We start from the raw sequence: 19047 nt of genomic DNA on the forward strand, positions 1-19047 counted from the left end.
CAGGATGGTTATACAATTGGATGAGGAATTCGAAGAACAGGATGAGCAGGTGCTGGCGGATTTCCCGGCAGATCAAGAACTGGTAATTACACGGGTAGAGCGGATCAAGAAGTCTAACTATCGTTATCTGATTCATTTCGGAGACTACAACATGACTGTACATGAAGATGTCATGATTAAATACCGTATGATTACCGGGAGTACTTTTGTCAAAGCGGATCTGGAGAATATTGTTGCCGCAGACGAGCGCCAGCGGGCATATGTGGAGGGGCTTAGGTATCTGGAGCGCAAGCCCAGAACCGCACAGGAGATGGCCCGCCGTTTAAGGGAGAAGGAAATAGGGGAGACTGTTATTTCCGAAGTTCTGCTCCGTCTGCAGGAGGAACGTCTGCTGGATGATCCCTTGTACGCCAAGCAGTGGGCGGAGCAGCGGATTGTGAACCAGCGTAAGGGCAAGATGTGGATCAGGCAGGAGCTGCGGGAGAAGGGCATTGATAAGTCGCTGATTGCGGAAGCACTGGATGAGATCACACCCGAGCAGGAGCTGGATAGCGCGCTGCAGACCGGACGGAAGAAGTGGAATACGATCCGGGGAGATGTGAACGACAAACGCCGGAAGACAGGGGCGTTCCTGATGCGCCGGGGATTCTCAGGGGAAATGGTGCGCCAGGTGATCGGGATTTTGCGGGATGAGCAGGATTCTGAGGGGGAAGAAGAGGAGTTTTACTTCCCGGATTGATTCTCTTGACTTTAATGCGGTTATCGACTCTCTTGACAAGGTCTTTTTATAAATAATAAAATATAACATGAATCGGCATAAACTAAGAATCCTTTTTCCTTCCCAAAAAGCAGACTCTTATGTTCCGGTTCGCGTACAACTCATATGAAATGTAATCGCCGGATAAGGCGGGCAATGTGCATGTGCAGCATGTGCAGTATGGCAATCGGTGTATTACCGGTTTTTTGTATGGTGATGAACGGATAGTTTAACAACTGCACAAATACCCAAGGGACGCACCTTGGAGGATATCAACGAGGAGGTGAACAGATGGAACCATTGATCTGGGTCATTATCGTTCTCGTTGTAGCTGCAGCATTCTTTGGATTCGGTTATTTTATTCGTAAATCCCTTGCAGAAGCTAAGATTTCCAGCGCAGAGAAAGAAGCCGTAGTCATCGTGGAGAACGCGAAGAAAGAGGCGGAGGCGCTGAAGAAGGAAACGGTACTCGAAGCTAAGGACGAAGTTCATAGAATCCGTACCGAAGCTGAGAAAGAAACTCGTGAACGTCGGAATGAAATCCAACGGCAAGAGCGACGTTTGCTGCAAAAGGAAGAATCGCTGGATAAAAAAATGGAATCGCTTGAACGAAAAGAAGAACAAGTAGCTAACAAAGAGAAACGAATTGATGAAACCCAACAGCAAATTGATGTGATTTACAAGAATCAGGTTACTGAACTGGAGCGTATCTCCAATCTGAGCATCGATGATGCCAGAAGTATCATTCTCAGCAATGTAGAACAGGAAGTTCGCCATGAAACTGCTCAGATGATCAAGGAAATCGAACAGCAGGCTAAGGAAGAAGCGGACAAGAAAGCCCGTGAGATTATCACCTTGGCGATTCAACGCTGTGCGGCTGATCATGTGGCGGAAACTACGGTATCTGTCGTTACCTTGCCGAATGAAGAGATGAAGGGCCGGATTATCGGTCGTGAAGGCCGGAATATCCGTGCGCTGGAGACTCTGACCGGGATTGATCTTATTATTGATGATACGCCGGAAGCGGTTATTCTGTCAGGATTTGATCCGATCCGCCGCGAAGTGGCCCGTACGGCACTCGAGAAGCTGGTGGCAGACGGACGTATCCATCCTGCACGTATTGAAGAAATGGTGGAGAAATCCCGCAAAGAAGTGGATGAACGGATTCGCGAATACGGTGAACAAGCTACCTTCGAGGTTGGCGTTCACGGTCTGCACCCGGATCTGATCAAAATTCTGGGCCGCCTGAAATTCCGCACGAGCTACGGTCAAAACGTACTGAAGCACTCCATGGAGGTTGCTTATTTGACTGGACTTATGGCCGGTGAGCTTGGGGAAGACATCGTGCTTGCAAAACGTGCCGGACTGCTGCATGATATCGGCAAAGCGCTTGATCATGAAGTGGAAGGTTCGCATGTTGAAATCGGCGTCGAACTGGCGAAGAAGTACAAGGAACATCCGGTGGTTATCAACAGTATCGCGTCCCATCATGGAGATTGCGAGGCTACCTCGGTTATTGCTATGCTGGTTGGAGCTGCTGACGCTTTGTCGGCTGCCCGTCCGGGTGCACGCCGTGAGACCCTGGAAACGTACATCAAACGTCTGGAGAAGCTGGAGGAAATTTCGGAGTCCTTCGAGGGTGTCGAGAAATCCTATGCCATTCAGGCGGGCCGCGAGGTTCGCGTAATGGTACAGCCTGAGAAGATTGATGATGCCGAAAGCTTCCGTCTGGCCCGCGATATTACGAAGATGATTGAGAGTGAGCTGGATTATCCGGGTCATATCAAGGTTACGGTAATCCGCGAGACACGCGCTGTAGAATATGCGAAATAAATAAGGAAATCGGCCCCCTTTCGGGGCCTTTTTTCTTGCGTGAAAGCCGTGAGCTGTTGGTATATCCATTCACACTGGAGCCTGCTGAACAATCTAATATGCTCTATCCTGCGCCACAAGCGGCGTTGAGTTTGGAATGAAGCAGAATAGGTGAAATTATACTTAAGCAGCGATTTATGGTGGGCAGAGCATACACAAACCAAAAATTTAGGAGGAGAAGATTATTAAAGTTTTATTTATCGGAGACATTGTAGGCAACACAGGCAGAAAAGCGCTGCGTGAAATGCTGCCTTCCCTGAAAAGCAAATATCAGCCGCATATCATTATTGCCAATGGTGAGAATGCCGCTGCCGGCAGAGGGATCACCGCTGCTATCGCTAACGAATTCTTTAACTGGGGTATCCACGGTATTACGATGGGCAATCACACCTGGGACAACAAGGATATCTTCGAGTTCATCGACGACGAGCCGCGGATCATCCGTCCGGCTAACTTTCCGCCGGGGACACCGGGCCGGGGATATACCGTTGTTAAGGGGAACGGTAAGCAGCTGGCGATTGTGAATCTGCAGGGCCGTACCTTTCTTCCGGCGATCGATGATCCGTTCCGGGTAGGCGAGGAGATTGTGGAGGAACTGCGCAGAGAGCATAAGTGCATTCTGGTGGATTTCCATGCAGAAGCAACCTCAGAGAAAATAGCGATGGGTTATTTTATGGATGGACTGGCTTCGATTGTGGTCGGTACACATACTCATGTGCAGAGCAATGATGATGTGATCCTGCCTGGAGGGACAGCGTATCTTACAGATGCGGGTATGGTTGGTTCAAGAGAAGGGATTCTGGGTATGGAAAAGGATGCGATCATCTATAAATTTACAACTCAGCTTCCCTCCCGGTTTGTAGTCGACGAAGGCAAATGGCAGCTGCATGGTCTATTCGCAGAACTTGATGAAGCTACAGGCAAAGCGACACGACTGGAGAAGATCCGGCTGCGTGAAGATGAATGGGTGATGAGCTAGAAGGTTTTCGTACAAATAGGTAATTCGGTAAGACTCATTTTGTTTTGGGTAAAGTGTGATATTTATTATATCGAAAAAGAGTATCTTTTGAACTATTTTCTCCGGAGAGGTCCGCAAAAAGAAGGAATTAATTCTTCTGAAGCGAATAACATCTACTGTAGTGGAAGAAGAACACCATCATTTTCCCAGGGGAGGTACTTACTATGGATGTATTAAAAGTATCAGCTAAATCCAATCCAAATTCCGTTGCTGGCGCATTAGCAGGTGTTCTTCGCGAACGTGGATCGGCCGAGCTACAAGCTATTGGAGCAGGAGCACTGAACCAGGCCGTTAAGGCCGTTGCCATCGCCCGGGGATTTGTCGCACCCAGCGGAGTGGACTTGATCTGTATTCCGGCTTTTACGGATATAGTGATTGATGGGGAAGACCGGACGGCAATTAAACTTATTGTAGAACCTAGATAACTCAAGTGAATCATTTAGATTAAGCCTGTTTACACTGTAAACAGGCTTTTTGCTGTGCTGACTGCTGCTTCAGTCAGGCGCATATACATGAAATAGACGCTGGGCCGTCAATAATTCATTCGGAAATTCAGCAGGTGAAGAAAGAAGGAGAGCGGACCTATGGTGGAGAACAGGAAGCTGAAGGTAGCGGATTTTCATTGTGATGCTCTGAGTAAGCTGCAGGCGAATCCAGGGATAGACTTCAGGAATGACCCCCGGCTGGATGTGACCGCAGAGCGGCTGGCAGAGGGGAATGTCGGACTGCAGGTTTTTGCCATCTACTTGTCTGCGGTGCGCGGAAGGGCCAAATTCGAGGATATTCTGGGGCAAATCGAGTGCTTTCATCAAAAGGTTGCTTGTCCTGGAGGGCTTCAGTGGCTGCGCTGGAAGGAAGAAGTGCAGGAAGGCAGCTTAACTGGACCGACCTATGGAATGCTCTCTCTGGAGGGCGTGGACGGTCTGGAAGGCAATCTGTTCTATGCCCAGTTATGCTTCGAGCTGGGTGTGCGTTGCCTGGGGATTACCTGGAACTATGCCAACTGGGCGGCGGACGGTGTGCTGGAGCGGCGGAACGGCGGTTTCACTGAGCATGGCCGGAAGCTGATCGACTGGTGCAACGGGAGCGGAATGCTGCTGGATGTGTCGCATTTGGCCCCGGCAGGCTTCTGGGAGCTGGTGGAGCACAGTACCCGTCCGTTCATTGCTTCGCATTCGAATTGCGCTGCGGTATGCAGTCATCCCCGCAATCTGAGCGATGATCAGCTGAAGGCACTGATTGCCAAGGACGGGAGAATCGGGCTTACCTTTGTCCCCTGGTTCGTGCGGGATGAAGGAGCGGCCCGGCGGGAGGATATGCGGAGGCATATTGAGCATGTCTGTGGTCTTGGCGGGAGCGGACAGCTGATGTTCGGCTCGGATTTTGACGGGATTGAAGCATGGGTAGAAGGGCTGGAGCATCCGGGAAAATATGCGGAGTTCGCTGATATGTTGCTGAAATATTATCCGGAGGCGGATGTGCGGGGCTGGCTGTATGAGAATGCGCTGGGGTTCTTGAGGGAGCAGTTGCCTTCTTCCGCAGGAAGCGCCTCAGTTCTCGCCAGTAAATGACTATGAATTGGAAAAACCAGGATGAAGCATTCACAGAATCGTAATATGCCCGGAAAAAAGCCTCGCATTGTGATGCGGGTCTTTTTATTTTCGGGTAAATAGATGTATAATGTTCAGTGGCTTGTACAGATACTAGAGAAAATACAAGGAGTGACTTAAAAATGAGCAAGACTGTACCCGTAGGTGTGTCGGCCCGGCATATTCACCTTACGCAGGAGCACGTAGAAGCATTGTTCGGCCCAGGTTATCAATTGACCGAGTTCAAACCCCTGTCCCAACCCGGACAATTCGCAGCGAATGAGCAGGTAGCTGTAATTGGTTCGAAAGGGAAGTTCGACAAAGTAAGAATCCTCGGACCTGCCCGTCCGGCTTCGCAGCTGGAAGTATCCCGCACAGACTCCTTCAGCCTCGGGGTGAAGGCACCTGTCCGTGAATCCGGCAATATTGAAGGAACACCAGGAATTACGATTAAAGGACCTGCCGGTGAAGTTGAGCTGGAGACTGGCGTTATTGTTGCAGCACGTCACATTCACTTCCACACTTCCGAAGCAGAAGCTTGGGGCATTGCCGATAAGCAGCTCCTGAAGGTACGTCTGGGCGGCGAACGCGGCCTTGTGCTGGAGAACGTGATTGCACGCGTATCCGACAGCTTCAAGCTGGATATGCATATCGATACCGATGAAGCTAACGCTGCCGGTGCCAACAATGGCGATACCGCTGAAATCCTAGACTAGTATTTTATTATAGTGAAGACAAGAGCAGGGGACTTATCCTCTGCTTTTTTGTTATAGATTTTTTTGAAAAATAGGAAATGAAAGTTTTCAACTTCGCTTTTCTGTGTTATCATTATGTGTTATGACTTTGCTGAGCGCTATGTGGAGACGCCGCAAAAGGAATATACAGCACTGGAATTAAGGATTCACCAATATATGTATGCCCAATGAAGGAGATAAAATGACATTTAACGATTTGAACCTGATCCCCCCGATTCTTAAGGCGCTTAGCCTGGAAAACTATACATCCCCAACCCCTATTCAGGAAGAGTCTATTCCTGCGGCCTTAGCCGGCAGAGATATCCTGGGCTGTGCACAGACCGGCACCGGTAAAACGGCGGCCTTCTCATTGCCGATCATTCAGCTGCTGAGCCAGCAGCCGGGCAGAACCGGTGGAGGCAAGCGCATCCGTTCCCTGATTCTTACGCCTACCCGTGAGCTGGCGCTGCAAATTCAGGAGAACATTCAGGCCTACAGCAAGTTCACAACGATCCGTTCGACAGCCATTGTCGGTGGCGTATCACAGAAGGCGCAGGAACGGGCGCTTGCCATCGGTGCCGACATTCTGATTGCTACACCGGGCCGTCTAATCGACCTGATCAGCCAAAAGCGTGTGGATCTGCAGCATGTGCAGATTCTCGTGCTGGATGAAGCGGACCGCATGCTGGATATGGGCTTCATTCATGATGTGAAGCGGATTATCGCCAAGATGCCGGTCAAGAAGCAGACCTTGTTCTTCTCGGCAACTATGCCTGCGGAGATTTCCCAGCTGGTGAAGACACTGCTTGTCAATCCGGTCAAAATCGAGATTACTCCGGTATCCTCTACGGTAGACAGAATTGAGCAGTCGATCTATCTGCTGGAGAACGGAAACAAGCAGAATCAGCTGAACCGTCTGCTGCAGGACCCGTCGATTGTATCGGCGCTGGTATTCACACGCACCAAACGCGGCGCGGACCGGGTAACCCGGGACTTAACCCGCATTAATATTACTGCACAGGCCATTCACGGCAACAAATCACAGAATGAGCGCCAGAATGCGCTGAGAAATTTCAAGAGCGGAGCGACACGCGTACTGGTAGCTACAGACATCGCTGCGCGCGGAATTGATATTGATGAGCTGTCCCATGTCATTAACTTCAACCTGCCGAATATCCCGGAAACCTATGTTCACCGGATTGGCCGGACCGGCCGTGCGGGGATGAGCGGCATTGCCATCTCGCTGTGCGAAGCGGAGGAAATTCCATATCTGAAGGATATCCAGAAGCTGATCGGCAAGACAATTCCGGAGATCAAGGACCATGCGTACCCGATGTCTAAGAGCAATCTGGCCTTGCTGGCAGACCGTCCCGGCAAAGCCCCGGTCAAACCGTCGCAGAAAGCCAAGACGAATCCGCCCCGCAAGCCAAAGTCGGAATGGTTCGTGCAAGGCAAACAGCAGAGCGGGGGCAACACAGGCGGCGCTAAAGGCGCATCTGGAAGCGGTCATGCAGGCAGTGGAGCCGGAAGCGCACCCCGCAGCGGGTATGCTGGCGGTGGAGCGAGAGGTGCTTCGGGGAGCCAGGCTAATGCCAGCGGGCGTCCAGGCGGCAGCCAGAGCCAGAAATCGTCTGGCGGCTCATACGGCCGTTCAAACCAGCCGGGCAGCAGACCTGGCGGCAATCAGGGCGGACGTCCTTCCAGCCGTCCAGCGGCTAAAGCGGGCCGCTCGTAATTGGCTTTGCAATGTGCAGTAATGCTTGATCTTATTTAACGCAAACACCCGACATTCTCAGTACCTTACTGAAAATGCCGGGTGTTTGTCTGTTACATGACTCTTATCTGTTACATCGCTTCTTGTCTGCCCATGACAGCTTCTCCTGCAAGGTAGGCGCCAAGTTCTTCGCGCAGCGCGGCGCTGATGGAGGTCATTGGCAGGCGGAGCGTATCCGAGGCGAGCTCACCGAGTTCGCTGAGCAGCCATTTGATCGGAGCCGGGTTGGACTCCTTGAACAGCAGCTTCATCAGCGGCACCAGCCGATCATACGCGGCCTGTGCAGCCTCAACCTGACCGGCTCTGTACTGCTCGTAGATGCTGAGGAAGCGGCCGGTATGTACATTGGCTGAGGCCAGCATGCCTCCGGCGGCTCCGTAGCCCAGCATCTCGAAGAAATGCAGATCGTCGCCGCAGAGCACGGGCTTGCCACCGCTTCTCGACAGCTCGGAGACGAGCAGGGGGGAGCCGGAGCAGTCTTTTAACCCTACGACATTATTCATCTCCAGGATCGTGCGGGCGGTGTCCAGTGTCATGCCGACTCCAGTGCGGCCCGGGATATCGTAAGCCATAATAGGCAGACCTACCTCTGCCGCCTTGCGGAAATGGGCGATGATGCCTTCCTGAGACGGACGGCTGTAATAAGGGACAACCACCAGTGCGGCATCGGCACCTGCATTCGCCGCCAGCTCAGTACGGGCTACGGTAGAGTATGTATCATTCGTACCTGTGCCCACCACGAGCGGGATCGAGCTGGACTTCAAAAGTTCCCGTGAGGTATCTACGAGCGATTGTAATTCCTGTATATTGACTGTCGGCGATTCTCCAGTGGTTCCATTGACGACCAGACCATGAATATTGTTCTTGATGATGTTGCTCACATAACGCTGATACGATTCCAGATCAAGCTCACCAGCAGCATGGAACGGGGTGACCACGGGAACATAAATTCCATAAATCTGTTCTTCTGTTAACATGAATATCGTCCTCCAAAAATGTAAAATCCGTTTGTTCTACTGTACCATGGATTATTGCATCGTTGTTAGCTATAATAAATGATGTGGGTTATCAATAATATTGATGTTAGGGTGAGACGATGGACTTAACGTATATGCGGACCTTCCGCGAAGTGGCCAAGCGGCAGAGCTTCACGCGCGCGGCTGAAGAGCTGGGCTATGCACAGTCCAGTGTCACGATGCAGATACAGAAGATTGAGAAGGAATATGGCGTACCGCTCATCGAACGTCACGGCCGCGCCCTGCGTCTGACACCGCCGGGTGAGGAGCTGCTTAAGCTGTTCGTGGAGATTCTGGAGCTCTATGACCGCTCTAAGGAAACGATCGCCCAGCAGATCGGCGGAACGATTACAATTGGAACGATTGATTCACTCGCAGCCTTCTATCTGCCGCCGTTCCTGCAGCAGCTGCGGACGATGTTCCCTGGCCTGAATATTCATTTGCAGACGGAGCAGGAGGCCAATCTGATCTCTAAGATCAGGGACGGCGAGGTCGATATCGGCCTTCTGCTGGACCGCAGCACGGTGGATAGCGCGCTTACCCGGACGATCATCCGCGAGGAGCCGCTTGTCCTGGTGGCACCCGCCAGCCATCCGCTGGCCCGGCTGGAGCAGGTGACGCTTCAGGATCTGAACAACTGCGAGCTGATTGTCTCCGAGGAGAGCTGCATTTACCGCAGCCTGTTCGAGAACCTGCTCCGGGACCACGGGATCGTGTTCCGGATTGGTTTTGAGCTGTCGAATCTGGAAGCGATTAAGCGTTGTGTACGCAATGGCCTGGGCATAGCGCTGCTGCCGCGGATTGTGGCGGAGGAGGAGATCGAGCGGGGCAACCTGTCTGAGCTGTCTTTTGCCCACCCGGAGATTCATTTCGATCTGCAGCTGCTGCTGCATCCGAAGAAGTGGAGGTCTTTGCCGCTCCAGTCGCTGATTCAGATGCTGCTTGAGGATGCAAAGTCGAGGACTGTTGCGCTATGATGGTAACGTGCGCGCAGCGTCTGGCCGTCGTTTAGCAGATTCATACCATTAGAAGAGCACTGCCGTAACACCCTCATGAAGGGTGTGGCAGCGCTCTTGTTCGTTGTGAAGGAAAGTGTAACAATGGATGCGGAAAACCGAACACAATGCTGTCACGAAGATAATCGGACCCCATCTATGCGGAAATTCGAATACAATTGGTGTTGCTGCGATGAAGGACAGGCCTCGTGCTCCGCAGCTTGTAACATCGTAGAGAAATCTTGCATGAAGTGCAGCAATAGTGTCCGGTAGAAGCGACTGATGCTGAGATCCTGCAACAATTGCAACAATGCCAGCGCTAACTTGCTCCAAGCACCGGAATTCCTGCAAATAATGCAACAATGTACTGTAGCCAGTAACTTTTTTAGTGAAGTCCTGCAAAATGTGCAACAATATTGTGTAACAACGTTCTGTTTGCGGAGCGTCTACCCAAGGGCCCACGTTGATCTTGCTCCATTCATGGATTTCGGCACATCCGCTTTTCAAAGCGCCTTCCCGCTCTTACCCTAACACAGGAAAACAAAGCTCACATAGATGCCTGCTGACCATGTCCTCCGTGTATCTCTCCATAACCGGCCGCCCGGGATCAAGCTGATGGCCGCTGCGTGACATCGCCGGGAGAATCTCAGCCCAGGCTTGCCCTACAGCTTCTGCCGTATGCTGGAGGGTTACCACTGCATAGGCTCCGCCGGGAAGCTTGCCGTAAAGTACGGAGTCCTCGGTGGGAGGATTCTCAGGCAGGCTGATGCAGGCATCATATCTGCACTCCGCAGGCGGGGTGGTCTCAGGGTTGTCCTGCGGAATGCCGAACAGCACCGCCGAGCCTTGAAGCAAGCCTTGTTCGCGCGCCCACTGCTTCAAATGTTCCATCGCCTGAGCGTTTGCGGGACCGTAGGGACCTGTCTGCCGTACATAAGCTATGCGTGTTGCCGGAATGCTTTCGAGTTGAATGTTCATCAAGATTCATTATCCTTTCTGTAGTTAAGTGGTCAAATGAAGTACAATCCGAATGCTAACATGGACTAAAATAGAATGCATATCTTTTTTCGGCGCCTATTATATGCAGCAAGATATTGACATCAAAAACGAGAATATGTTATATAAAAGGGAGTGTTAGCACTCAAGTGAGTGGAGTGCTAAACGATGCTCCGCAATCCGAAGGTTACTTTTGAAAGGAGATTTATTTATTCATGGCTAAAAAAGAGTTTAAAGCTGAATCCAAAAGACTGCTGGAAATGATGATTAACTCGATTTATACGCAGCGTGAGATTTTTCTGCGGGAACTGATCTCAAATGCAAGTGATGCCATCGATAAAATCTATTACAAGGCACTGGCCGATGATAGTCTGGTGTTCAATAAAGAGGACTACTACATTAAAGTAACCGCTGACAAAGAAAGCCGCACGTTAACCATTGCCGATACCGGCATCGGGATGACACAGGAAGAGCTGGAGAACAACCTGGGTATTATCGCGAACAGCGGGTCGTTTGCTTTTAAGAAGGATAATGAAGCCAAGGACGGACACAACATCATCGGACAATTCGGGGTCGGATTCTATTCCGCATTCATGGTGGCTGACGATGTGACTGTAATCAGTAAGGCGCTGGGCAGCGGGCAGGCGTTCAAGTGGGAATCCCAGGGGGCGGACGGCTACACGATTGAGCCTTGTGAGAAGGATGCGGTCGGTACCGAAATTACGCTGAAAATCAAAGAGAACACCGAGGACGATAACTACGATGAATTCCTCGAAGAATACCGTCTGAAATCGATCATCAAGAAGTATTCGGACTTCATCCGCTTCCCGATCAAGATGGACATTACCGGCAGACAGCCCAAAGAGGGCGCCGAGAATGAATTCATCGATGTCACCGAAGAGCAGACGGTCAACAGCATGGTGCCGATCTGGCGCAAGAACAAGAAAGAGCTGACCGACGAAGACTACAACAACTTCTATGCAGAGAAGCGTTACGGGTTCGACAAGCCGCTGAAGCATATCCATATCAGTGCCGACGGCGCAGTGGTCTATAATGCAATTCTGTTCATCCCGGAGAATACTCCGTTCGACTACTACACCAAGGAATATGAAAAAGGCCTGGAGCTCTACTCCAACGGCGTGCTGATTATGAATAAATGCGCCGACCTGCTGCCGGATTACTTCAGCTTCGTCAAGGGGATGGTCGATTCCGAGGACCTGTCGCTCAATATCTCCCGTGAGATGCTGCAGCATGACCGCCAGCTGACAATGATCGCGAAGAACATTAAGAGCAAGATCAAGAGCCAGCTCCTGAGCCTGCTGAAGGATGAGCGCGAGCAGTATGAGACGTTCTATAAGTCTTTTGGCAGACAGCTGAAGTTCGGAGTCTATAACGACTACGGCATGGAAAAAGAAACACTGCAGGATCTCCTCATGTTCCATTCTTCCAAAGAGAAGAAGCTGGTAACGCTGGCTGAATATGTAGAGAGAATGCCGGAAGACCAGAAATATATCTACTACGCTTCCGGTGAATCGGTAGAGCGCATTGAGAAGCTGCCACAGACCGAAATGGTGCTGGATAAGGGCTATGAGATTCTCTACTTCACCGATGATATCGATGAATTCGCAATCAAGATGATCATGGCATATAAGGAGAAGGAGTTCAGAAATGTCTCCAGCGGTGACTTGGGGATTGAAGAGAGTGCTGAGGATAAGCCATCCGAAGAGGAAGAGAATGAGAACAAGGGCTTGTTCGAAGCCATGCAGGGCATTCTGTCCGGCAAAGTGAAGGCAGTCAAAGCCTCCAAGCGGCTGAAATCCCATCCGGTCTGCCTGTCCACCGAGGGCGAGCTGACAATCGAGATGGAGAAAATCCTCAAGGCCATGCCTAACGGCGGCCAGGATGTGCAAGCGGATAAGGTGCTGGAAATCAACATTCACCATGATGTCTTCAAATCACTGAAGGCAGCTGCCGAAGGCGACAAGGAGAAGCTGGGACTGTACACCAACCTTTTGTACAATCAGGCGCTTCTGATCGAGGGCTTGCAGGTTAATGATCCGGTACAGTTTACGAACGATATTTGTAAAATTATGGTCTAACACCGGCGTAGCGCCGGGCGCAGACCTGAGAGAATAACAACCCCCGCTACTGGTGCTGACCGGTAGCGGGGTATTTGTGTTGATTAGAGAATATGGCGTCCGGGCAGCCTGCGGATGAATGCCGCCGGGATTGGACATCCTCCTGAATGCGGAGGCTGGAAGTGGTGCGCGGCCGGTTCAAATGGACTTGAAGGTCTCGATGAACTTGGTCGCCATGGACGACAAATATTTATCCTTCATCCATACGGCAGCCACGCGGGTGCGCAGAGTCTCGCAGAGGATCTCTTTGTAGATCAGGTTGCTGTGATTAGCCAGCTCGAAAGCCGACCTCGGTACGATGCCGATCCCGAGTCCCGCATTGGCCCAGAGCAGCGTGGTCCGGGCATCATCGTTCATACAGAAGAGCTGTGGCTCAAAGCCGTGCTCCAGACAGGTCTCGCGGATGAGCTGCTCGAAGCGGCGGTAGATAATCAGCGGCTTGTCCTGCAGCTCGCCCAGTTGGGCGGCAGTCTGACTCGTGGCCCAGTCATAATCTGAGGTCATAACCGCAATCATCGGCTCTGAATGGAAATACAGACACTCCAGGTTGCTGGTGCTGAACGGGGTGCGGACAATGCCCACTTCAACAATGCCCCTATTCAGCAGGTCGATAATCATGAATGTGTTGCCTTCATGGATTTCAAAGGTTACGCCCGAGTAGCTCTTATGGAACGCTGTGAGCGGCTCATGAAGCAAGGTAGCGCCTGAAGAGGAGACCGTTCCAATGGTAAGGCTGCCCTTCAGCCCCTTGGCATAATCGCTGATCTCCCGGGCGGTGGAGTCCGTTAACTCCAGAATCTGCTGGGCCCGGTTACGCAGAATGATTCCGGCATCCGTTAGCTGGATACTGCGCGGTCCGCGCTCCACTAACTTGACCCCAAGCTCCTCCTCCAGCAGCTTCAGCTGCTGGCTGAGCGGCGGCTGGGCCATCCTCAGCTTCCTGGCTGCGGATGTAATTTGTCCTTCCTCGGCAATGGCCAGGAAATATTTTAATTGGCGGATATCCATGGTGCAGCCTCCGTTCTTAAGGGTTATGACATATGCTATTCATATGGGATAGATACGAAACCAATATTATGAATATGTAAGCAGGTATGACATAATCATAACGGGTCTTTTGTTTTTTTCAAGAGGGAGTACATAATACGCTAAGTTAGGTGAGGATCAATGTGCGCAAAATTGCAGTTTTCTTAAAACCGTACAAAAAAGAAGTGACGATCGGGCCGATTTTCAAGCTGCTGGAGGCAATTCTGGAGCTGCTGCTGCCGACCATAGTAGCCCTGATCATCAACAACGGAATTGCCAAGCAGGATAGCAGCTATGTCTACAAGATGGGCTCCCTGATGGTGGCAATGGCTATTCTGGGCTTCGGCTGCTCTCTGGTATGTCAATATTATGCGGCGCGGGCCTCTCAGGGGTTCGGGACCACGCTGCGCAATAAAATGTTCAAGCATATTTCTTCGCTATCGTATGCGGAGCTTGATGTCATCGGCACACCTTCGCTGATCAACCGGATCACCAACGATGTTAACCAGCTGCAGGTGGCAGTAGCCATGCTGATCCGGCTGGTCATCCGTGCGCCGTTTATTTGTATCGGGGCGATTATTATGGCGATGATCCTGGATTTCCGCCTGTCGCTGATCCTGATTGCCGCTACTCCTGTATTCGGAATCATTCTGTACTTCATCATTACGCGGAGCTCGCCAATGTACCGCAAATATCAGGCGAAGCTGGACCGGCTGGCGCTGGTGCTCAGCGAGAATCTCTCGGGCATCCGGGTCATCCGGGCCTTCGCCGAGAGCCGCCGCGAGAAGCAGCGCTTCAATGAAGCCTCTGAGGATCTGACGCAGACGGCCATCCGTGTCGGACGGATCTCCGCTTGGCTGGGACCGATGACGACACTGGTAGTAAACGCGGCCATTATTGCCATACTGTGGGTGGGCGGCATTCACATCGAAGCCGGGAGTCTGTCTCAGGGTGAGATTATTGCATTCATTAACTATGTAACCCAGATCCTACTGGCATTGATCGTGGTTTCCAATCTGGTTATTCTGTTCACCAAAGCCTCGTCGTCTGCCAGCCGCATCAATGAGGTGCTGGCGATGACCGCTTCGGTTGCTGAAGTGCCTGCTCAAGCACCTGCTGCGAAGCCGGACGGTGCAGCACCGGTGATTTCCTTCCGCAATGTCTGTTTCGGCTATAACACGACCGGAGAGCTGGCCCTGGAAAATATCTCTGTAGATATCCTCAAAGGGCAGACGGTTGGATTAATCGGCAGTACCGGTTCTGGTAAGAGCACCTTCGTAAATCTGATTCCGCGCTTTTATGACGCTGTGGAAGGGGAAGTTAGAGTCGAGGGCGTAAATGTACGGGACTACCGGCTGGAACAGTTGCGCAGCAGAATCGGTATTGTGCCGCAGAAGGCGATGCTGTTCACCGGCACGATTGCTGAGAATATCCGCTGGGGCAAGGCGTCTGCTACACGGGATGAGATCATGGCTGCAGCGGCGGTTGCCCAGGCTGAGGAGTTCATCACCCGGCTGCCGGAAGGGCTGGATACGCTGGTCGTACGCGGCGGGCATAACCTGTCCGGCGGACAAAAGCAGCGGCTGACCATTGCCCGGGCTGTCGTAGGACGTCCGCCGATCCTTATCCTGGATGATTCCTCCAGTGCGCTGGATTTCGCTACGGATGCGGCACTGCGCCGTGCGCTGAGCGAGAACAGTGCGGATATGACCGTGCTGCTGGTATCCCAGCGCGTAAGTACAGTAAGGCAGGCCGATCAGATTATCGTTTTCGAGGAAGGCAAGATTGCCGGAATCGGTACGCATGAGGAACTGCTGGAGAGCTGCGCAGTCTATCAGGAAATCTGTATGTCACAGCTCTCAAGCGAGGAGGCACTACAATGACCAGTACAATGACCTGGAAACGTCTGTTTCAATATACCCGTGAGTACCGGAAAATAACATATGGAGCTGTTTTTTGCGCCATCCTGAGCGTTGTTGCCATCCTGATCGGGCCGCTCCTGATCGGCCGCGCCATTGACCATATGATCGGACCGGACCGGGTGGAGTTCCCTGAGATTCTGCGCCTCCTGCTGATTCTGGGCAGTGTGTATCTGGTCGGCAGCTTCTTCGGCTGGCTGCTCACTTACTACACGAATAAGCTGGCGTTCCGTACAGTCTATGACCTGCGCCGCGAGCTGTTTGACAAGCTGGACGCCCTGCCTCTGAAGTTCCATGATAACCATCCTCAGGGAGACAGCATCAGCCGGTTCGTGAATGACATGGATGCCGTCTCTGACGGGCTGCTGCAGGGCTTTTCCACGCTTCTGACAGGGATCGTAACCATTGCCGGAGCCATAGGGCTCATGCTCTATATCAGTCCTATAATGACGCTGGTGGTGCTGCTGTCTGCTCCGGCCACCTTCTTCGTCGCCCGCTTCATTACAATGCGCTCCCAGCAGCTGTTCCGTGAGCAGGCCAAGATTCTTGGGGGCCTGAACGGCTATGTTGAGGAAATCGTCGGCGGGCAGAAGGTGGTGCAGGCTTATCATTACGAGGACCGCTCTTTTGCAGGTTTCGCCGAGCGGAATAATGAGCTGTACAAGACAGGGACGAAATCGCAGTTCTATGGCTCGCTCTCGAATCCGACTACGCGGCTGGTCAATAATATCACCTTCTCGCTGATAGCGATGATCGGGAGTGTGCTTGTTATCGGAGACCTGTTCTCCGTAGGGGATCTGTCCAGCTTCCTGATCTACTCCAGTCTGTTCGCGAAGCCGTTCAATGAGATTACTGGCGTTATTACACAACTGCAATCTGCCACAGCCTCGGCGCAGCGGATCTTCACCATTCTGGATCTCCCGCAGGAGGCCCCGGACCAGCCGGATGCCTTTGTAATGGAGAACAGCCGGGGAACCATTACCTTCGACAAGGTAAGCTTCGCTTATACACCGGAGCGCCCGCTGATCAAGAACTTCAGTCTGGAGGTGAAGCCGGGCACACGTGTGGCGATCGTCGGCCAGACCGGGGCGGGCAAGACCACGCTGGTTAACCTGCTGATGCGTTTCTATGAGGTAGATAGCGGAACGATTCGGATTGACGGGGTGGATATTACCTCCATCACCCGTGACAGTCTGCGGCGCAATTTCGGTATGGTGCTGCAGGAGACCTGGCTGTACGGGGCTTCCATCCGTGACAATATTGCATACGGCAAGCCGGAGGCCTCCGAATCGGAGGTGATTGCAGCCGCCAAGGCCGCGAATGCGCATAGCTTCATCAAGCGCCTTCCTGAAGGCTATGACACCAAGATCAGTACCTCGGGAGATAATCTCTCCCAGGGCCAGAAGCAGCTGCTCACCATTGCACGTGTCATGCTGGTTGATCCGCCGATGCTCATTCTGGATGAGGCGACCAGCAGTATTGATACGCTGACAGAGGCGCGGATACAGAAGGCCTTCCTGGCAATGATCACCGGCCGGACCAGCTTCGTCATTGCGCACCGGCTGTCCACGATCCGCGAGGCGGACCTCATCCTGTTCATGAAGGATGGAGATATCGTGGAGAGCGGAACGCATGATGAGCTGCTGGAGAGCGGAGGCTACTACGCCCGCTTGTACAACAGCCAGTTTACGGCGGTGTAACTAGGTATACCATCAGGATTAAACAAGTGATTTCGTTCCATAAAATCGGTAAGGTATGAAGCTGCATTCTTAGCGAAAAACAGGGATAAGTGTATTCTGTGCAACTAAAAACAGTGAAAAGGAAGGCATTCCTATCCTAACTGTATTCCATACAACTAAATTTGCTGGAATGGGCAAAAATCCAGGTATAAGGGCATTTTAATTGCACGAAGTACATCTAAAGGGAGATTTGGCGGCACATCGGACGATTTAGTTGTACGAATTACAATTAAGCCTCCCCCTTGCACCCTAATCGGGGGGAGGTAACCTCTCAGCAAGCCATTAGTTAAAGTGATTTTCAGGAGACAGGCCGTATCTTCAAAAGCTGAACATACAAAAAAGCAGCGATTCTCCGTTATTAGAGAATCGCTGCTCTGTGTTTTTGGGAATTTGCAGCTTTTTTCCTTGGATAGCGGCCGTAGCCTGTTCTTCCGCTTTCGCGGAGCGTCCTCACCGAGCGCAAACGTCCATCCAACTTCAAAACAAGGGGTGTCCCTGCCATTTCATGGCTTATGGGGCACCCCCTATTTTTGCCCAGCGGGCTCAATACTGATCCTTGCCCGGATGCAGCCGGCTGCGCATCACCCCGGGAGTCACTCCATGGGCCTTGCGGAAGACCCGGATGAAGTAATTGGTCTCCATGCCGAGGTTGAGGGCGATATCCTGCACGGGACGCTCCGGGTCCTCGGTCAGCATCTGCATGGCGCGCTGCAGCCGCAGGTTCTGCAGATATTTATGCGGAGTGACGCTGTATTCCTGCAGGAACAGACGCTGGAAATGCTGGACGGAATAACCGACAGCCGCCGCCAGGTTGGTGATCAGCAGCGGTTCGGTGAAATGCTCGTTAATCAGACTGACCGCTTTATTAAGCGCATCGTTGCGGACGTTTTCGTTCTCCAGCCGGGTTGCTGGAACTGTTGCGACTTCACTTTTGCGCAGCATCAGCAGCAGCCGGTACAGCGTCACCGACAACTCCTGCATCGGCTGTTCCTCCTGACGCGCCGAGCTGTTCCCGTTCACCGTATGCCAGATCCCGCTGAGCATGTCCCAGCATTCCTCGAACCGCTCGGGGCGGAACGGGGCCGAAGGCAGCAGGCCGAGACCCTCCAGAACAGAGGCAGACTGGCTGCCGTGGAATCCGATAAAGCCGACATGCCATGGTTCGTGGGATAACGGATAATATTCATGCCCGCGGTCGGGCGGAAAGGCATAGGCCATCCCCGGCTGCAACACCGTTTCGGTGCCATCCTCCAGATCACGGAACCGCCCGCTGCCGCTGCGGATCAGAAAAATCTGATGCACCGGGAATCCGGCAGGACGCACATGGTGATACTGGATATGACGGCCGACCGAATACGGGTATAGAGGAAAAGCACGCAGGTCACGCGGCATTTCAATCAGAGAGAAGGGGAGCATGCGAACACCTCATATTCATTTTGTGCTATGCAAACGCTATTATTATCCTACCATTGAT

At 52.2% G+C, this 19047-nt stretch carries 15 protein-coding genes; 11 read left to right on the forward strand and 4 right to left on the reverse strand.

Features of this window, described 5'->3' with window-relative positions:
* Window positions 1–4: 4 nt before the first annotated feature.
* From NSU18_RS01195 to NSU18_RS01225, 7 genes are all read left to right on the forward strand, one after another.
* Window positions 5–739 carry a regulatory protein RecX gene (locus tag NSU18_RS01195; protein ID WP_341147967.1) on the forward strand — a complete coding sequence of 245 codons (735 nt, stop codon included), beginning with the start codon at window positions 5–7 and terminating at the stop codon, window positions 737–739.
* 309 nt (window positions 740–1048) lie between these two features.
* Window positions 1049–2590 (forward strand): ribonuclease Y, encoded by a 1542-nt coding sequence (rny, locus tag NSU18_RS01200; protein ID WP_036692679.1) that lies wholly within the window; start codon window positions 1049–1051, stop codon window positions 2588–2590.
* A 223-nt stretch (window positions 2591–2813) separates the two neighbouring features.
* A complete protein-coding gene (locus NSU18_RS01205) occupies window positions 2814–3608 on the forward strand; it encodes a TIGR00282 family metallophosphoesterase (protein ID WP_341023368.1) in 795 nt (264 codons plus the stop codon).
* A 203-nt stretch (window positions 3609–3811) separates the two neighbouring features.
* Window positions 3812–4072 (forward strand): stage V sporulation protein S, encoded by a 261-nt coding sequence (locus NSU18_RS01210; RefSeq protein ID WP_019910496.1) that lies wholly within the window; start codon window positions 3812–3814, stop codon window positions 4070–4072.
* A 159-nt stretch (window positions 4073–4231) separates the two neighbouring features.
* Window positions 4232–5218 carry a dipeptidase gene (locus tag NSU18_RS01215; RefSeq protein ID WP_341022588.1) on the forward strand — a complete coding sequence of 329 codons (987 nt, stop codon included), beginning with the start codon at window positions 4232–4234 and terminating at the stop codon, window positions 5216–5218.
* A gap of 161 nt (window positions 5219–5379) precedes the next feature.
* A complete protein-coding gene (pduL, locus tag NSU18_RS01220; protein WP_036692683.1) occupies window positions 5380–5952 on the forward strand; it encodes a phosphate propanoyltransferase in 573 nt (190 codons plus the stop codon).
* 220 nt (window positions 5953–6172) lie between these two features.
* Entirely contained in the window at window positions 6173–7705 is a 1533-nt protein-coding gene (locus tag NSU18_RS01225; RefSeq protein ID WP_341147968.1) for a DEAD/DEAH box helicase, read from the forward strand.
* A gap of 110 nt (window positions 7706–7815) precedes the next feature.
* On the opposite strand, the gene dapA is transcribed toward NSU18_RS01225, so the two are convergent.
* The gene (dapA, locus tag NSU18_RS01230) at window positions 7816–8721 is read right to left on the reverse strand and encodes a 4-hydroxy-tetrahydrodipicolinate synthase (protein ID WP_341147969.1); all 906 of its coding nucleotides are present in this window, start codon (window positions 8719–8721) and stop codon (window positions 7816–7818) included.
* A 119-nt stretch (window positions 8722–8840) separates the two neighbouring features.
* Here dapA and NSU18_RS01235 point away from each other — a divergent pair, with 119 nt between their 5' ends.
* Window positions 8841–9737: a LysR family transcriptional regulator gene (locus NSU18_RS01235; protein WP_341147970.1), complete on the forward strand. Its 897-nt coding sequence runs from the start codon at window positions 8841–8843 to the stop codon at window positions 9735–9737.
* Window positions 9738–10277: 540 nt separating this feature from the next.
* On the opposite strand, the gene NSU18_RS01240 is transcribed toward NSU18_RS01235, so the two are convergent.
* A complete protein-coding gene (locus NSU18_RS01240) occupies window positions 10278–10733 on the reverse strand; it encodes an AraC family transcriptional regulator (protein ID WP_341023366.1) in 456 nt (151 codons plus the stop codon).
* Between the two features lie 233 nt (window positions 10734–10966).
* On the opposite strand from NSU18_RS01240, the gene htpG reads away from it, so the two are divergent.
* Window positions 10967–12850 (forward strand): molecular chaperone HtpG, encoded by a 1884-nt coding sequence (gene htpG, locus NSU18_RS01245; RefSeq protein WP_341147971.1) that lies wholly within the window; start codon window positions 10967–10969, stop codon window positions 12848–12850.
* Between the two features lie 177 nt (window positions 12851–13027).
* On the opposite strand, the gene NSU18_RS01250 is transcribed toward htpG, so the two are convergent.
* Window positions 13028–13897 (reverse strand): LysR family transcriptional regulator, encoded by an 870-nt coding sequence (locus tag NSU18_RS01250; RefSeq protein WP_341147972.1) that lies wholly within the window; start codon window positions 13895–13897, stop codon window positions 13028–13030.
* 161 nt (window positions 13898–14058) lie between these two features.
* On the opposite strand from NSU18_RS01250, the gene NSU18_RS01255 reads away from it, so the two are divergent.
* Window positions 14059–15798, forward strand: coding sequence for an ABC transporter ATP-binding protein (locus NSU18_RS01255; protein WP_341022576.1), 1740 nt, complete (start codon window positions 14059–14061; stop codon window positions 15796–15798).
* Window positions 15795–17534, forward strand: coding sequence for an ABC transporter ATP-binding protein (locus NSU18_RS01260; protein WP_341147973.1), 1740 nt, complete (start codon window positions 15795–15797; stop codon window positions 17532–17534). The genes NSU18_RS01255 and NSU18_RS01260 overlap by 4 nt, the downstream gene beginning before the upstream one ends.
* Window positions 17535–18116: 582 nt before the next feature.
* On the opposite strand, the gene NSU18_RS01265 is transcribed toward NSU18_RS01260, so the two are convergent.
* Window positions 18117–18989, reverse strand: a complete 873-nt coding sequence (locus NSU18_RS01265; RefSeq protein WP_341147974.1) for an AraC family transcriptional regulator — start codon at window positions 18987–18989, stop codon at window positions 18117–18119.
* Between the last annotated feature and the right edge of the window lie 58 nt (window positions 18990–19047).

The organism is Paenibacillus sp. FSL H8-0048 (assembly GCF_038002825.1).
Taxonomy (GTDB): Bacteria; Bacillota; Bacilli; order Paenibacillales; family Paenibacillaceae; genus Paenibacillus_AQ.

Coding starts and splice junctions, on each gene's coding strand:
- NSU18_RS01250 (WP_341147972.1), bottom strand. CDS start 13,897: ATGGATATCCGCCAATTAAAATATTTCCTGGCCATTGCCGAGGAAGGA.
- NSU18_RS01260 (WP_341147973.1), top strand. CDS start 15,795: ATGACCAGTACAATGACCTGGAAACGTCTGTTTCAATATACCCGTGAG.
- NSU18_RS01225 (WP_341147968.1), top strand. CDS start 6,173: ATGACATTTAACGATTTGAACCTGATCCCCCCGATTCTTAAGGCGCTT.
- dapA (WP_341147969.1), bottom strand. CDS start 8,721: ATGTTAACAGAAGAACAGATTTATGGAATTTATGTTCCCGTGGTCACC.
- htpG (WP_341147971.1), top strand. CDS start 10,967: ATGGCTAAAAAAGAGTTTAAAGCTGAATCCAAAAGACTGCTGGAAATG.
- NSU18_RS01215 (WP_341022588.1), top strand. CDS start 4,232: ATGGTGGAGAACAGGAAGCTGAAGGTAGCGGATTTTCATTGTGATGCT.
- NSU18_RS01195 (WP_341147967.1), top strand. CDS start 5: ATGGTTATACAATTGGATGAGGAATTCGAAGAACAGGATGAGCAGGTG.
- rny (WP_036692679.1), top strand. CDS start 1,049: ATGGAACCATTGATCTGGGTCATTATCGTTCTCGTTGTAGCTGCAGCA.
- NSU18_RS01265 (WP_341147974.1), bottom strand. CDS start 18,989: ATGCTCCCCTTCTCTCTGATTGAAATGCCGCGTGACCTGCGTGCTTTT.
- NSU18_RS01235 (WP_341147970.1), top strand. CDS start 8,841: ATGGACTTAACGTATATGCGGACCTTCCGCGAAGTGGCCAAGCGGCAG.
- NSU18_RS01240 (WP_341023366.1), bottom strand. CDS start 10,733: ATGAACATTCAACTCGAAAGCATTCCGGCAACACGCATAGCTTATGTA.
- pduL (WP_036692683.1), top strand. CDS start 5,380: ATGAGCAAGACTGTACCCGTAGGTGTGTCGGCCCGGCATATTCACCTT.
- NSU18_RS01210 (WP_019910496.1), top strand. CDS start 3,812: ATGGATGTATTAAAAGTATCAGCTAAATCCAATCCAAATTCCGTTGCT.